Source organism: Mycobacterium sp., assembly GCF_029961025.1.
Lineage (GTDB): Bacteria > Actinomycetota > Actinomycetes > Mycobacteriales > Mycobacteriaceae > Mycobacterium.
This window is the reverse complement of record NZ_JASBVP010000002.1, coordinates 108,958-123,800: the sequence shown is the minus strand read 5'-3', so window position 1 is coordinate 123,800 and position 14,843 is coordinate 108,958. Positions and strand designations below refer to the sequence as shown.

The following is a 14,843-nucleotide window of genomic DNA, read 5'->3' as shown; positions in this document are numbered from 1 at the left end:
CGCCGTGCCGGGTGGATGCGCGGGGGCACTGCCGGGGGACACCAGTGGGCACTATGCCCGGCTGGCGTGCGTCTACGACCGGCACTGGGCCTGCAGCTCGGCGTTCCTCGACTGGATGAACGGGCTGATCGTGGAGTACCTACAGCCGGTGGCGTCCTCGCAGGTCGTCGATGTGGGTTGTGGAACCGGCCTTTACTGCCGCGGGCTCGGCGACGTCGCCGCGCGGGTTATCTGTGTCGATCCCTGCGCGGACATGCTCGCACAGCTGCCCGAGAAAGCCGCCTACGTTCCGGTGCAGGCAACGGCCGAAGACCTGGCCGCAGGCCGCGCGACGCTGCCGGTGCACCCGGTGAACCGCTTGCTGATCAAGGAGGCGGTGCACCACTTCTGCGACCCGGGGTCAACGCTGGCGGGCCTGGCGCGTTTGCTCGCCGAAGATGGGCGGCTGCTGATCATCATGCTGCCGACCCGCATCGAGTATCCGCTATTTCGGTCTGCCCTTAAACTTTTCGAATCGCTGCAGCCCGAACCGGAGGTGGTCGCGGGTTATCTGCGCGACGCGGGGTTGCGGACGTCGGTGAGCTATGAGTCCTTCCCTCGCCGCTTCCCCACACCCAGGTATCTGGAAATGGTCAAAAGCCGATACCTGTCGGTGCTGTCGGAATTCGGCGACGACGAACTGGATGCCGGCGTCGACGAGATCCGAAAGACCCACCCATCAGAGGTCTTGTGCTTCACCGACCGTTTCGCGTTTGTGTTAGGAAGCAAGCGGGCACGGTGATGCACCTGCGGCACCGCGAGTTCGAGCTGCTCTGGAATCACGCGTAGGGGTGAAGTGGCCGCAAGCATGCCGAAGCGCCGCTAAACAACCGCTGGCACGGGTGTAATGAGCTCATGGAGCTGATATCGCCCGTTGACGCCATGTTTCTGTTGTTCGAAACCCGTGAGCACCCCATGCACGTGGGCAGTTTGCAGCTGTTCGAGCCGCCCGAAGACGCCGGTCCGGAGTTTATCGCGGAGATCTATAAAGAAATGATCGCCAGTCGAGACGTTGCGCCCACGTTCCGCAAGCGCCCCGCGACCCTCTTCGGCGGTATCGCCCACTGGGGCTGGGCCTACGACGACGAGGTCGACCTCGACTATCACGTCCGGCGGTCCGCACTGGCCTCCCCGGGGCGGGTCCGTGAGTTATTGGTGCTGACCTCCCGGTTGCACGGCAGCCTGCTCGATCGCCATCGCCCGTTGTGGGAACTGCACCTGGTGGAGGGGCTCGACGACGGGCGGTTCGCGGTGTACGCCAAGCTGCACCACGCCCTGATCGACGGCGTTTCGGCGCTGAAGCTGATGCAGCGTGCGCTTTCGACCGACCCGAACGACCCTGAAGTGCGCGCGATGTGGAGCCTGCCTCGACGTCCCCGGGAGCGGGGCCTTTCATCCCGGCTGCACACGCTGGCGCGGACAACGGGTTCCATTGTGGGACTTGGTCCGTCGATGTTTCATCTCGCCCGCGCCGCGCTGTGGGAGCAACAGCTGACGCTGCCGTTCGCAGCGCCGCGCACCATGCTCAACGTCAAGATCGGCGGAGCCCGCCGGTGCGCCGCCCAGTCGTGGCCGTTGGCGCGCGTCAAAAGCGTCAAGCAAGCGGCCGGGGTGACGGTCAACGACGTGGTGCTGGCGATGTGCGCGGGTGCGCTGCGCTACTACCTGACCGAGCAGAACGCGCTGCCGGACACGCCGCTGATCGCGATGGTGCCCGTCAGCCTGCGCTCCCAGGATGAGTCCGACAGCGGCGGCAACCTCGTCGGAACCATCCTGTGTAACCTGGCCACCAACACCGCCGACCCGGCGAAACGGCTGGAGACTATCAGCGCATCGATGCGGCGCAACAAGAAAGTTTTCGCCGAGTTGCCCCGGCTTCAGGCACTGGTGTTGTCGGCGTTCAACATTGCGCCGTTGGCCCTGGTGGCGGTCCCCGGCTTCATCGCGGCCACGCCACCGCCGTTCAATATCGTCATCTCGAATGTGCCGGGACCGGCCAAGCCCATGTATTGCCGGGGTGCACGGCTCGACGGCAACTATCCGCTGTCCATCGTGTTGGACGGCCAGGCGCTGAACATCACACTGGTCAACAATGCGGGCAACCTGGATTTCGGTTTGGTGGGGTGCCGCCGCAGTGTGCCGCATCTGCAGCGGTTGCTCACCCATCTGGAAGTGTCGCTGGAAGACCTGGAACGCGCCACCGGGGTGTAGCGCGCATGCCCAGACTCAGCGCGGGCCTGCTGCTGTATCGGATCAGCGACGGGGTCGTCGAAGTGCTCATCGCCCATCCCGGCGGCCCGTTTTGGGCCGAGAAGGACGATGGGGCGTGGTCGATCCCGAAAGGGGAGTACCCCGAAGGTGAAGATCCCTGGGCCGCCGCGCAGCGCGAGTTCGTCGAAGAGATCGGACTGCCCCCACCCGCCGGGCCGCGAATCGACTTGGGGTCGCTGAAACAACCCAGCGGCAAGATTGTCAGCGTCTTCGCCGTGCCCGGTGATCTCGATGTGAGCGACGCGCACAGCAACACCTTCGAGATGGAATGGCCCAAGGGGTCCGGGCGCATCCAAACCTTCCCCGAGATCGACCGGGCTGCATGGTTTCCGGTGGCGCAGGCCCGCCGGAAACTGGTCGGCGGTCAGCGCCCGTTTCTCGATCGGCTGATGGCCCATCCGACGGTTGCGGGCCGCGGTGAGGGGAGCTGACCGCGTGGCGCTATCTCGCCGGGCGCCGAATGGGGCCGCCATTTTTTCGATCCAGGTCGAAGAACATTGCGCACCATGCTGCCGACGCTGACGGTAGCGGTCTAAAGGCCGGGAACGATGTCGCCGAGGCCGACGGTGAGCGGATGTTCGAGTTGCGCGTAGGTGCAGGAGCGGGGGTCGCGGTCGGGTCGCCAGCGGTTGAATTGGGCGGTGTGGCGGAATCGTTCGCCTTCCATGTGGTCGTAGCGGACCTCGACCACGCGCTCGGGCCTCAGCGGTACGAAGGAGAGGTCCTTGCCGGCGTTCCAGCGTGAGGTTTCGGTTGTGCGAGGGGTGCGTCCGCCGGCGTGGAGGGCGGCCCAGCTCCACGGGTGGGCATCGACGGTGGTGACCAGGGGTTGTAGCTCGGTGAACAGTCGCCGTCGGTCGGCCATCGGAAAGGCGCCGATGACACCGACCGGGACGAGGGTGCCGCCGTCTCGGTAAAGCCCCAGCAGCAGCGAGCCGATGGCGTGCTCATCGGAGGTGTGCACCCGGTAGCCGGCGATCACGCAGTCGGCGGTGCGCTCGTGCTTGATCTTGAACATGGCACGCTTGCCCGGCTGGTAGGTGAGGGTCGGTGGCTTGGCGATGATCCCGTCCAGGCCCGCGCCTTCAAACTTGTCGAACCAGCGCCAGGCGGTCGCTAAGTCGGTGGTCGCCGGCGTGAGGTGAATCGAGCGGCCCGAACGGGCCCCCACGGCGGCCATCGCGTCGACGAGCGCGGCCCGGCGGTCACCAAACGGCCGCCCGGTGTAGTCGTCATCGCCGAGGGCGAGCACATCGAACACGATGAAGGAAGCCGGCGTCTGCTCGGCGAGCAGACGCACCCGCGATGCGGCCGGGTGGATGCGTTGTTGCAGCGCCCCGAAATCCAGGCCACGACCGGTGGCGATGACGATTTCGCCATCGACCACGCACCGCACCGGCAGCTCGGCCTTGATCGCCGCGACCAGTTCGGGGAAGTACCGGGTCAGCGGCCGCTCGTTGCGGCTGCCCAACTCGACCTCGTCCCGGTCGCGAAAGCAGATCGACCGGAAGCCATCCCATTTGGGCTCATACCACGCGCCGGGCGGGATCGACGAAACCGCTTTGGCCAGCATGGGGGCGACCGGTGGCATGACGGGCAGCCGCACCGGCTCATTGTGCCCTGCGCAGCCACCGTCGTTTACTTGCGCCGTGACCGGGCATCGGCACGGTGGTCGGCGGGTGTGGCCGTGCCCTGATACCGCTACGCTGCTGCAGGATGATGACGTGGGCTTTTGCGTGCCCAGACCGGTGAATCACGCTTACCGGCGCCCACACCACCTCCAGCCCTTAGTCGTTGGAGCCGTAATGGCAAGCGCCGCAGAACAACTCGATATCGACGGGGTAACGGTCCGGGTGACCAACCCCGACCGGGTGTATTTTCCCAAGCTGGGTCTCAACGGAACGAAGCGCAGGCTTGTCGAGTACTATCGCGCCGTTGCCGGCGGACCGATGCTGGCCGCGCTGCGCGACCGTCCCACCTATCTGCAGCGGTTCCCCGAGGGCATCGACGGGGTCGAGATCTACCAGAAGCGGATACCGCCGCACCATCCCGACTACCTGCACACCTGCCGGGTCACGTTTCCGTCGGGAAGAACCGCCGAGGCGCTGAAGGTCACCCATCCGGCCGCCATCGTGTGGGCGGCGCAGATGAGTACCGTCACGCTGCACCCGTGGCCGGTGCGCTGCCCCGACACCGAGCACCCCGACGAGTTGCGCATCGACCTGGACCCGCAGCCCGGTGTCGGGTTTGCCCAGGTGCGCGCGGTGGCCGTCGACGTGTTGCGGCCGCTGCTCGACGAACTCGGCCTGGTGGGTTTCGCGAAAAATCCGGCGGGCGGGGGGTGCACGTGTTTCTGCCAATCGCCGCCGCCTGGGATTTCATCCTGGTGCGCCGGGCGGGTATCGCGCTGGCCCGGGAACTGGAACGCCGCGCTTCCGACGCGGTGACGACATCGTGGTGGAAGGAGCAGCGCGGCCCGCGTGTCTTCGTCGACTTCAACCAGAACGCCCGCGATCGCACCATGGCATCGGCGTATTCGGTGCGGCGCACCCCGATTGCCACGGTGTCGATGCCGCTGACCTGGGATGAGCTGGCGGGTGCCGAACCCGAGTTCTACACCATGGCCACCGTGCCCGGGCTGGTGGCACGCCGCGAGGATCCATGGGCCGGCATGGACGGGCTCGACCAGTCGATCACCCCGCTGCTGGCACTGGCGCGGGCCGACGAAGAGCGTGGCCTGGGTGACATGCCCTACCCGCCGAACTACCCGAAGATGCCGGGCGAACCGAAACGTGTGCAGCCGAGCCGAAATAGGGACTTGAACTGGGGTAATGAGCGCGACTGATGGGAAAATCGAGTTAGCATGAGTGGTACTCGCCCGATAACATGGTCACCGTGTCCCTTCCCGAGACCTTGGAGTCATTGGCCGCCAGCTTCGATCGCGTCCTGTACGTCGAAGGCAAGTCAGAGCGCACCCGGGTGCTCTACGGTCAGTCCGTCCGCTACTTCTGCGGGTGGCTGGCCGCACATGGTCACCCCACAGACCTCTCTGCCCTGTCGCGGGATAACGTGCAGGCCTGGCTGGAATCGCTGCGGCGGCGCAGGCTCAGCGATGGCACCATCCTCACCCGCTGGCGCGGACTGCACCGATTTACCAGCTGGCTGCTCGCAGAGCAGATCATCTGCACGGACCCGCTAGCCGGGCTGACGGTCGACAAGCCCGAGCCGCCACCGGTACCCGTGCTTGCCGACGAGGAGTTGGCCGCACTGCTAAATGCCTGCAAGGGCAGGACGTTCATGGACTTCCGGGACGCCGCAATGATCCGGCTGCTCATCGACTGCGGGTTGCGGGTGAGCGAGCTAACCGGTATCGGTATCAAGCACCTAGACCTCGACACCGGGACCGTGCAGGTGACCGGTAAGGGCAGCCGCGTCCGGGCCGGCTACTTCAACTCGAAGACGGCGGTGGCCCTAGACCGCTACCTGCGGGCGCGGCGTGGGCATCGCTACGCATCCGATCCTGCGCTGTTCTTGGGTGAGCGCGGGCGGCTCACCCCCGACGGTGTGCGCGAGCGCCTGAAGGTGCGGGCGGTTATGGCCGGGCTCGACCCCGCCGCGATCCACCCACACCGCTTCCGGCACACCCACGCCCACGACTTCCTGCTTGCTGGTGGCCAGGAGCGTGATTTGAAAAGGCTGATGGGGTGGCGGTCGGACACCATGCTCGAACGCTACGGCGCTAGCGCCGCCGACCATCGCGCCCGCGAGGCCGCACGACGCTTACGCCGGGGTGATCGGGTATGAAGAAGTACTCAATCTTCAACATGCCGCAACCGATGGTGCTTGTGCGCTGCCGCCGCTGTCGCAAACCCGTTGCGACGTATTGGGCATGTCCGGATGGTACTGACGGTGAATGGAGGCGTCGTGATATCCGCCCCTGCAGATGTGATCCGCCGCCGCCACTTCCGGAGGGCGACAAGCTGGCGAAGCTAGTGGAGCGAGCACAGCGCAGCCCTCGAAGTGACGGACGCGCTCCGGTGAGCCGGTTCGTCTAGCCGCCCCGGCACCGCTACTGTAGCATATAGGTACCAAGTTCATCATCGTCGGCTCCTGCGACACGAGCTGCGCGCGGCAGCACCTCCGGGCGAGAGCGGCCCGCTTCCCGATAAGGGTGGTGCCGCATGCCTATAACACCCCTGTCCCCCGCCGAGCGGAGTCTGCGTGCGCGGATCGCCGCCAACGTCCGCTGGGCCAACGAGCCCGACCGGCTAGCAGCGACCGCACCTGGACGCCGGGCGATGCTCGACGCGTTCGAGCGCCAAGTCGACCCCGACGGCATTCTTTGTCCCGAAGAGCGCGCTAAGCGTGCTAAGAACGCACGCCTGGCCGCCTTGCAGCGGGCCCAATTGAAGGCCTCGAGGCGCGCCAGGCAGCGCCGTGAGGCGGTCCACGATACCGGTGACGTCGGGCCCGAGCGCGGGGCAGTCGAGCCCGACGGCGGCCAGCTGGAGGCGCAGCTGCTGCAGATCATCTCCGACGTGACGCTATCCAAAAAACAGCTCATCCGCATCAGCGAGCTACTGCGCACATCGCATCAGGCGGGTGGTGGCAGTTCCGCATGACAAAACCAAAAAGAAGCCACCCCCGGGGAAGAGGCGGCCCCCAACACCCTCATCACCACCTGGACATTGACTCCGGGCACGCCAGCACCAGCAAGCAGAGGGCTGCTGTGAGCGACTGCGCCGTCACCTGCGAGTGGATCGGTGAGCACTACGACGATGTCCTGGTCTACTTCGACTATTACGACAAGCGCGAGGTAGCCGCGCTTAAAGAATTGCTGTCGCGGGCCGGGCAGTGGGACGCGGCCTTCAGGGTTTGGCGCATCCACCCGGGCTATGCCGAACGGCTCGTAGCCGACCTACGGCACCTTAGATACACCGTTATCGAGGAGTGGCGAGCCAGGGTGAGGACGAATGGGGCCCAGTGAAGCCGAGAGAATTTTCCCGCAAAACGTTTACGTGCAATCAACAAAGTGGTCGCTCTCGGTACCGCTGGGTGATGGACAGGCGGGTTGATGGCTTTTCAGACACTCCTAGTGGGGCTCGACGAGGCTCACCAGCTTGTGGAGAGTGGCGGGTGGGCCATTACGGAACCGCAGATCGGAGCTGCGCTGTCTTCTCGCGGGGGCAATCTTCGGCAGGCGAGACCTAGTAGTCGCGCTTGGACGGCCTGAGATGGGGTTCCAAAATCTCTTCGATGATCCCCTGTTTGGGGACCACTGTCCGCTGGTTCTCCGGTGGAGCGACGACCAACTAGAGCGGGTGGTGGAAATACTTGCGCCGTTGTTGCCAGATACCCTGACCGACCGGATGCGATTCGCCGCAGCGGCTATCGCACGGTCGATCGTCACCGAAAAAAAGATCACCGGCGGTGGGGTGCACTACCCCCGGGGGAAAGATCCCTATAGCCGACCGAAGCGGTACCGCGACGGGGACCCCCTCTACACCTGGCACTACGTTACGCATGCAATGGACGCCCTACAGGGTGCTGGCTTAATCGATCACACGCTCGGACGCTGGTATCCCAATCACCGGGGATGGCAGTCGGTGGCTTGTGCTACCGAGCGGCTCATGTCCCTGGTCGGACCTCTAGTCGACGCGTCGGAGCGCCGTGGAATCTCCAAGCGGGTGGAAACAATCGTCCTCCGTGACCGTGCCGACCAGACCGAAGTCGATTACGTGGATACGGCAGACACGGTAGCCATGCGCGAGCAGGTACGGTTCTTGAACGACCACTTGGCCCAACTCTACCTCCGCCATCGTGGACAGAAGTTCGACATCCCCATCGGACGTCGGATCTTCAACGAGTCTTTTGATCGTGGAGGCCGGTTCTACTGCCACGGCACATCATTCCAAAACATGCGCGCCGAGCAGCGCTGTGAACTTGAGTTAATCGTTGATGGCGCAGCGCATCCCATGGTTGAGGTCGATTATTGTAATTTGCACATCACGATGGCCTATTCAGAAGCTGGTGAGCCGATCCCCGACGGTGACCAGTACATCATTGGCCAATTTGACCGAGCCTTGGTCAAGATCGCAGTCAATACGTTATTCAACGCTTCTAGCGTCACTAGCGGCATCCTTGCTATCACCGAGGAACTGCGTGATTTGCCTGAGCTACGAGCGGCGAGTGGCATCGAGTCGAGTAATCGCAAACCATGCCGAGCCCTTGCGGAACGAGTAGTAATCGCTATCCAGCAACAGCACCATCGTATCGACAAGTACTTCGGATCAGACTGCGGGGCACGGTTCCAGCGCCAGGATTCTGACATGGCCATAGACGTGATGACAAGAATGGTCCAAATAACTGGAAGATGTCCACTACCTGTCCATGATTCGTTTCTGGTACCCCAGATGGATACCGATATCCTTAGCCGGACGATGATTGAGGTAGCGGAAAATTACGGGCTTAAACTCGAGCTTAAGCATAGTGGGGGCGGCTGATAAATATACCAGTCTTTCTCGTCTACCTGGGTAACAACTGAGATTTTTTTCAAACCTTTCTCTAGCTTGTCCATATTCATTTTCTAATCTTTTTTTCTCAATTTTTTCTAATTTGTTCATACAGCACTCCCGTCCCCCTGGGTCCCCCCCATCCACTTCCCTCCCATTTGGAGGTAACACCGACTGACCTGCGAGGACGTGGCCGCAGATTCGGTGCGCTAAATGCACCCTTTCGGATGGCACCTGGACACTTGCGGAAATTACTAATGCTTTGATACCTGAGGCAACACTCAAGGCATCGGTTAATGCGGGCCTGCTGTCAGAGGAACGGCTCTAGATCGCTAAAAAAGAGCCCTAGAATCGCTTCTGACGGTCTTTTCGCACTGAGGCTGGGAAAAGTACCCGGAGTTCTGCTGGAGGCTCGTCACAGGCCAGGCCGTTGCTATTCCACCGATTGAACGTTCGCGTTGGCGGGGCGTTCAGCTCGGGATCTTGTACTCGCCGTCCCGGTAGGCCGCGACCAGGATCTGACGGTAGACGGCCTTCAGTTTGTCCATCGAAAACCAGCGGTGCCGGTAGCAGCATGCGGCTATTTCTTTGAGCACCGGGACGGTGAAACACCGGTAGCCACCCGGTGAGCGCAGCGGCTGTATCACCGTACCGTCGGGCTTGACGAACTGGCCTTTGCGCACCCGCTGGTCAATCCAGGAATAAGACCTGCCAAGCAAGGCAGCAGCCTCTCGCGCCGAATAGGTGGGCTCGACTCCCAGGGCGGCAGTTATTGGGGTGGGATCGGGTGACGTCATTTTTGGCCTCCTGCGCTGTGTGGCATTTGTGGCGCGCAGTTACGCACCACCTCCACAAATTCAGGAGCGGAATAAGCCAAGGATCACAGTCCACAAGCACAAGTGACACAAAATAGGTATGAGTCCTCGGGGCGCATTTTTCGCACCCAAATCGGATTCTCAGGTGCTGTGACCTGCGGTTTTTGTCTCATAAGCTGCGTAGAACCTTCACAATTTTTGGAAGCAAGGTAGAACCGACGGTGCCGGCAGCTCGGTGTCGTATTCGCTGGCGATGACAGGCGTGTTCTCATCCCAGGCAGCTACTCGCTTAGTCGTAAACCTGGTCATTAGCGGGCTACCCTCGCGGGCAGTAGATGTTGATCGCGGTGTCCACCGCGAACTGCGCCTGGGCCAAGGTCATGTCGGTTGATCCGGCCAGCCAGTCCCGCACGATCTGCGGCTCGGGTTCACCCAGGCTAAGCCTGGTGCAGAGCGTGTGGGCGGCATTCACCGTGGCGGCGAGGTTGGTCGAGGTAATTCCATTGCTGGACAGCAGGCTTAAGAACTCTTGGTCGAGGTCGGGGTGGCTCTGGATGGTGGGCAGGGGGGCCGCCTGGGGAGGGGCTGAGCTGTCGGTTGCGGGACCCGAGGGGGCACTGGGGCACCAAGTTTTGGGCGACCCAAGGTTCTTTCGTGCACCGCACTGTATCGGGGGACCCTCGCGGCCCAGAAAAAAGGAACGGAGATAACGCTTCGTTCGGCGACGGTCGCCATAGACCGGGTGAAAGGACCAACGTGTCTGAGACCAAAGCCGAGGTGCTCACCCCGCTCGACGTCGAGGTCGAGTTCCTCATTCCGCGCAGCAGCCAGAAGAAGGGAAGGGCCAAGGGATGTTTCGCCCCCTACTTCCGGGTGGGCCGCCGGGTTTACTACCGCCGGTGTGTGCTTGAGGACTGGATCGCCACCCAAGAGCGGCGAGGTGGTGATCACCCTGAGTGAACTCAAGAGCGATGTCCCTGACGGGTTCAACCCATCCGAAGACGGCTGGTACCAGTTCGAAACGGTGGTGACGTGACCACAAGAGAAAGCCGCCCACTCCCCAGCAGGCGGCCAATCCAGATACTGCGACTGTCTATCTGTCATAGCACTTCGGGCAGTGACTTGTGCCGGAGTGGTCGGAAATGACCGCTTCGACGATGATCCGGCGTCTCCATGAGACCCCCATCCCCGTGTCATTCGCAGACGACACCTATGCCGACAGCCTCACCAAGTGGAGCGTAACCCTCGAACTCAACCCCGACGACCTGAGTAAGTCAGAGCTGTTCGGTGTCCTGGTGAGTGTCGCCATGTCCATGATGCTGCATGGCAACACCCAAGAGGACTTTGCCGACTGGTACCAGTTCTCTTGGGCGGCGTCGGAGAAGCTGGGGCGTTCCAACAAGCGGAACAGATCCGACATCCTTCAACTGACTGGACCCGTACACCGGGAACGAATAGGGAAGGATCTTCGGAAGGCTTGGGATCTAGCCGAGCGCAACCACCGGGCCGTGGTTCTCCCTGACGTCTCCCCACTACGTCAACACCTAGAGAACCACCCCTCCTGTGCTATGGGGGGTGTTGTGAGTACGGATAAATCCGTATCAGCACAAACACGCCGTGGGAGACCTCCAAAGCTGTCTCTGGTGGCTCTGTTCGATGACATGGTCTCCGAGATGCATAAGCTCAATCAGGAGACGTTCACGTATCCCTGCCGTCCCGCAGCACACAGGCTTGGGGTCGACAAGGAAACAGTCTGCAGCGCCCTCAAGAGGCTCTGCATCCTCGGCATCACCAAGCAGGTGCAGCGGGGTCAGGTCAAGGGCCTCAGTGGTGAGGGATATGCCGACGCCAGCAGGTACCGATTCCTGGTAGAGACACCGCGCCAGGCCATGGGGGGTGTTGTGAGTACGGAAAAATCTGACCAGCACAAACCCAAGCCCAAACCCAAGAAGAAGACATCGGTCTGCAAGCTCCCGCTGAAGGTCATGAAGAGGATCGACCAGGAGATCGGCCCCCTGACCTACCAGATGGTCCTGGATCACGGCGGCACAGTCATCCACTGGAAGAACTGGATTCGCTACCTGCAACGGGATCACAGGACGGTGCGGTCCAAGGAGGACCATTACAAGCTGGTGGTGGCCGAGACTGATCCCCAAGGGTCGATTGCCCTGGATGCCCACCGGCGTCGGCAGAAACTGAAGTCTTACGAGTACCTGAACGGCGAAGTCGGTGCTGCCGACCGCAGGCGAATGGTGGCGGCGACGAATGCCCACGGCATCCCCACCGGCTCTAGGGTCACGGTCAGCCGTGACCTGGTGCCAGGCGACTACGACGGCAGAACGTTCAGCTTTCTAGAGTGCTACAGGTTCTCGACCGACTGCCCCATAGCCAAGCACATGCTGGCCAGCCTCGGTGATGTTATCGGCATGCTCCGCGCCGAATCGGCCATCAGGGGGATGGAGGCATACGGCGTTCTGGTTAGTCGGGAGTATCCCGCGAGATGTAGATGCTGAGAGCATGCACCCACAAGAGAACCTCCGCGCTTCCATTGATCACCGTCAGCTGAGCGCGATGGTGCAGAAGATCAACGCCTTGAGGTCGGCGTTGCGACGGAGGGAGACACGTTGTCGGATCTGCCATGACGAAGTAGTGCGCCTACATGTCGACAAGCTGCTGGATTGGCGCGGTGTCCCGATCCCCGTCGGCCCAGGCCGTGTTCACGTAGTCACCTACAACGACGTGATCACCGTGCCGCCCCGGCACCACAAAGACCAAACGCAGATACGACCGGCCGACGAACTGATCACCCTCAGTGCCGGATCCCTACCCCAGGTGCTCAACCTGAATGCCCCCGAACACAATGGGCCGACCGGGTGGATAAAGCATTCAGGGGGAAGATAGAGCTATTGAGGGTGTGGGTTACCGTTGCAGTAGGTCACCATGAGCTGTCGTCATTGGCGTGCGCCTACGCAGTAGCCAGATGGGCGCTGAAGGCACTCGTTGGCGTGGTATCTATGTTCCGCCGATTTGCCAAAGATCAACCCGGTTTGCCAAAAAATCAACAAAAAAGTTGGACCCCGGCTCCGGCCGGAGCCGCAAGCCCCGCAGGTTAGGGACCCGTCACCCGACCTGCCGGTCAGCCAGGGCACTGATAGGCGGCTCGCCTCTCAATTAACCCGGTACCCGAGCCGGACATTGCGTCAAAACGACCCCAATGGGGATGAGGCGAAGCAGAATCTGAATGCAGACGGCCCATGCCTGAGGCGCTTTAGTCGGATGGCTGCCTCGACCAGGCGCGAGTCGTGATCATGGTCGAGGAGGGAGAACTTGTCCAGAATTGAGGTGGCATTCATAGCCGCAGCTACCGCCCTGGTTGCTTTCGCTCCAACCGCCCATGCCGATGAGGACAGTGACTTTCTGGGCTGCCTGGCCAATCACGACGTCACGTACCAGAACAAGGCGGCGATGCTCGATCTGTTCCATCGCATCCAGGTCGATTTGAGGGACGGTGTGCCTATGCCAGTCATCGAGCACAACCTGGTGTACAACTTCGACGTATCGCCAAGCATCGCGCAAGTGGACGTGGAATGTGCCGGGGCGGCAACGTTAATGGAGGGTCATTAGTAGCCACAAACTGGCTGTCGGCGGGTTACAGGAACAGAAGCAAAACGGCTGGTTTCGGGTCTCGGATGACCCAGAACATGATCTGGCTGCGCCGTCGGTCATATCGGCGGATACGTGGGTGCCTAATGAGGATAACCGCGCATGGTCCCGGTGTTCTTATCGGCGCTCGATAACCATCGCCCCCCGGGATTTCTTGCTTCACCTCTCTTGAACCCCCGATTACCAAAACAGCTATAGCGAGTACACGCTCCACATGGGGGTTGATGGGTTCTCCAGAGTCCGTCCACCGGAAAGCAAGGCCCGACTGCCCTGTAAACACCAGACGACGTATCCCTCGCTCGACTGCCCGGTGGACTTCCCGCCGGTCCGACGACGGGCAGCGATCCCCATGCCCCCATGGCTGCCACGTCAGCCCCGTCGCTGGGCTGCCGGGAGCGGCGCAGAACATCTGCTGTCCGGTCGATGAGTCTGTGCCGGATCTTCATCCAGTCAGGGCAAGGGTCACCGACCGTATCAGTCGACGCGACCGGAGCTGATCCCAGCGCAAGCCCGATCAGCAATAGTCCCGTTGCTGCGACACTAGCCAGGATGCAAGCGGTACAACAATTCTCATGTTTGATCCTTTAACGGCTCAGCCGGGCGAGGGCGACCCGTCACTGCATCCGAAGGGGCCGCACGTGCGTGGTCCTGGGCAGATAACGTGTGCGCCATACTGGTCGATGTGGCAACCGGAAGGATCGGTGTACGCCGGGTTAGGCACACATACCCACGGGGTGCCAGCAGGCCCGCCAGCTTTGGGGAGAGTCCCGGGCGGGCACATCGCCGAGTAGGCCGGCGCTGAAGGTGCCGACATCACACCGACCACCATTGCCGCCAGCGGTGCCAGCAGTAGTGCTTTCATGTCCGCGCCCCCCATGTCCAGTACGGGCCGAACCTAAGTCGGGATCATAAACCTACTTCTGCTGGACTGCGGATTTTCCGCAGTTTCTTGGCTGAGGGTTCGGGCTTAGACGAGGCTGCCCCGAGACTTTGCCGCCCGCCCCCGAGGGGTTGATCAACGCAGTGACGCAATTTGCTAAATCCGCACCATCCGAGCCTGCCACGTCCTACGCTAAGGCACGAGCAGGCCAATCAAGATCGGTGTGGGCCCCGTCGCGGTCGTCACCGTTGGGCTTAGCCCAGCACTGGCACCCCCCGCCAAAGCCGACGTATTCGTCCCGTGCCCCGACGGGCTTGAGGGCGTAGTGGGCGGGCACACCACCTGTGAATTCGCCGAAAACGTGCGAGCTGCTTTCTTCGCTTGCGGCGGGTGCCACCATTTCCCCGCGTACTCGCCGGTCACCGGAGAACTCTATGAGATGGACTGCGAGGGTTTGTACCGCGCATACATGGCCGACGGTGAGGTGTTGACGTCGACTCATTGCTACGCCGGCGAGAATGCTGAAGTAGTGATTTGGTGAGCACGGCCGAAATCACAATACTTGGTGGTGCGTTGTTGATCGGGTCCAAGTCTCGAACACGCGCATGACCCTGCAATGGACCACACGACCCCACAAGCCCCTCGATGGTAGCAAGGCCGACT

General features: G+C 62.3%; 14 protein-coding genes and 1 pseudogene. 12 read left to right on the top strand and 3 right to left on the bottom strand.

The genetic code is table 11. The annotated features are described in order from the left end of the window. Positions 1-4: 4 nt before the first annotated feature. The 3 genes from QJR12_RS01410 (at position 5) to QJR12_RS01400 (ending at position 2,741) form a co-directional block, all read left to right on the top strand. Positions 5-781: a class I SAM-dependent methyltransferase gene (locus tag QJR12_RS01410; RefSeq protein ID WP_300575352.1), complete on the top strand. Its 777-nt coding sequence runs from the start codon at positions 5-7 to the stop codon at positions 779-781. 113 nt (positions 782-894) lie between these two features. Then, positions 895-2,250, top strand: coding sequence for a wax ester/triacylglycerol synthase family O-acyltransferase (locus QJR12_RS01405; RefSeq protein WP_300575350.1), 1,356 nt, complete (start codon positions 895-897; stop codon positions 2,248-2,250). Positions 2,251-2,255: 5 nt separating this feature from the next. Beyond that, positions 2,256-2,741 carry an NUDIX domain-containing protein gene (locus QJR12_RS01400; RefSeq protein ID WP_300575348.1) on the top strand — a complete coding sequence of 162 codons (486 nt, stop codon included), beginning with the start codon at positions 2,256-2,258 and terminating at the stop codon, positions 2,739-2,741. Positions 2,742-2,842: 101 nt separating this feature from the next. On the opposite strand, the gene QJR12_RS01395 is transcribed toward QJR12_RS01400, so the two are convergent. Next, positions 2,843-3,916 (bottom strand): ATP-dependent DNA ligase, encoded by a 1,074-nt coding sequence (locus QJR12_RS01395; RefSeq protein ID WP_300575345.1) that lies wholly within the window; start codon positions 3,914-3,916, stop codon positions 2,843-2,845. 199 nt (positions 3,917-4,115) lie between these two features. Here QJR12_RS01395 and QJR12_RS01390 point away from each other — a divergent pair. The 5 genes and pseudogenes from QJR12_RS01390 (at position 4,116) to QJR12_RS01370 (ending at position 8,813) form a co-directional block, all read left to right on the top strand. After that, a pseudogene (locus tag QJR12_RS01390) lies at positions 4,116-5,155 on the top strand (DNA polymerase domain-containing protein). A gap of 50 nt (positions 5,156-5,205) precedes the next feature. Then, a complete protein-coding gene (locus QJR12_RS01385) occupies positions 5,206-6,114 on the top strand; it encodes a tyrosine-type recombinase/integrase (protein WP_300575343.1) in 909 nt (302 codons plus the stop codon). Between the two features lie 377 nt (positions 6,115-6,491). Then, a complete protein-coding gene (locus tag QJR12_RS01380; protein WP_300575341.1) occupies positions 6,492-6,932 on the top strand; it encodes a hypothetical protein in 441 nt (146 codons plus the stop codon). Positions 6,933-7,039: 107 nt separating this feature from the next. Next, positions 7,040-7,297, top strand: coding sequence for a hypothetical protein (locus tag QJR12_RS01375; protein ID WP_300575339.1), 258 nt, complete (start codon positions 7,040-7,042; stop codon positions 7,295-7,297). A gap of 247 nt (positions 7,298-7,544) precedes the next feature. Further along, positions 7,545-8,813: a hypothetical protein gene (locus QJR12_RS01370; protein WP_300575337.1), complete on the top strand. Its 1,269-nt coding sequence runs from the start codon at positions 7,545-7,547 to the stop codon at positions 8,811-8,813. A 479-nt stretch (positions 8,814-9,292) separates the two neighbouring features. Here the strand turns inward: QJR12_RS01370 and QJR12_RS01365 are convergent, their stop codons facing one another. After that, positions 9,293-9,619 carry a hypothetical protein gene (locus QJR12_RS01365; RefSeq protein WP_300575336.1) on the bottom strand — a complete coding sequence of 109 codons (327 nt, stop codon included), beginning with the start codon at positions 9,617-9,619 and terminating at the stop codon, positions 9,293-9,295. Positions 9,620-9,953: 334 nt separating this feature from the next. Further along, on the bottom strand, positions 9,954-10,193 hold the full coding sequence (locus QJR12_RS01360) for a DUF732 domain-containing protein (RefSeq protein ID WP_300576457.1): 240 nt from the start codon (positions 10,191-10,193) through the stop codon (positions 9,954-9,956). A 200-nt stretch (positions 10,194-10,393) separates the two neighbouring features. Between QJR12_RS01360 and QJR12_RS01355 the strand changes: the two genes are divergently transcribed. The 4 genes from QJR12_RS01355 to QJR12_RS01340 all read left to right on the top strand — a co-directional run bounded on the left by QJR12_RS01355 (position 10,394) and on the right by QJR12_RS01340 (position 14,721). Next, a complete protein-coding gene (locus QJR12_RS01355) occupies positions 10,394-10,597 on the top strand; it encodes a hypothetical protein (protein WP_300575334.1) in 204 nt (67 codons plus the stop codon). Positions 10,598-10,779: 182 nt separating this feature from the next. Continuing rightward, the gene (locus QJR12_RS01350; protein WP_300575332.1) at positions 10,780-12,150 is read left to right on the top strand and encodes a hypothetical protein; all 1,371 of its coding nucleotides are present in this window, start codon (positions 10,780-10,782) and stop codon (positions 12,148-12,150) included. An 814-nt stretch (positions 12,151-12,964) separates the two neighbouring features. Then, positions 12,965-13,261 carry a hypothetical protein gene (locus tag QJR12_RS01345; RefSeq protein WP_300575330.1) on the top strand — a complete coding sequence of 99 codons (297 nt, stop codon included), beginning with the start codon at positions 12,965-12,967 and terminating at the stop codon, positions 13,259-13,261. A gap of 1,142 nt (positions 13,262-14,403) precedes the next feature. Then, positions 14,404-14,721 carry a hypothetical protein gene (locus QJR12_RS01340; RefSeq protein ID WP_300575328.1) on the top strand — a complete coding sequence of 106 codons (318 nt, stop codon included), beginning with the start codon at positions 14,404-14,406 and terminating at the stop codon, positions 14,719-14,721. Positions 14,722-14,843: the final 122 nt, after the last annotated feature.

What these genes read in the sequence shown, in the direction of transcription:
- QJR12_RS01405 (WP_300575350.1), top strand. Translation starts at nt 895, where the DNA reads ATGGAGCTGATATCGCCCGTTGACGCCATGTTTCTGTTGTTCGAAACC.
- QJR12_RS01400 (WP_300575348.1), top strand. Translation starts at nt 2,256, where the DNA reads ATGCCCAGACTCAGCGCGGGCCTGCTGCTGTATCGGATCAGCGACGGG.
- QJR12_RS01380 (WP_300575341.1), top strand. Translation starts at nt 6,492, where the DNA reads ATGCCTATAACACCCCTGTCCCCCGCCGAGCGGAGTCTGCGTGCGCGG.
- QJR12_RS01370 (WP_300575337.1), top strand. Translation starts at nt 7,545, where the DNA reads ATGGGGTTCCAAAATCTCTTCGATGATCCCCTGTTTGGGGACCACTGT.
- QJR12_RS01365 (WP_300575336.1), bottom strand. Translation starts at nt 9,619, where the DNA reads ATGACGTCACCCGATCCCACCCCAATAACTGCCGCCCTGGGAGTCGAG.
- QJR12_RS01350 (WP_300575332.1), top strand. Translation starts at nt 10,780, where the DNA reads ATGACCGCTTCGACGATGATCCGGCGTCTCCATGAGACCCCCATCCCC.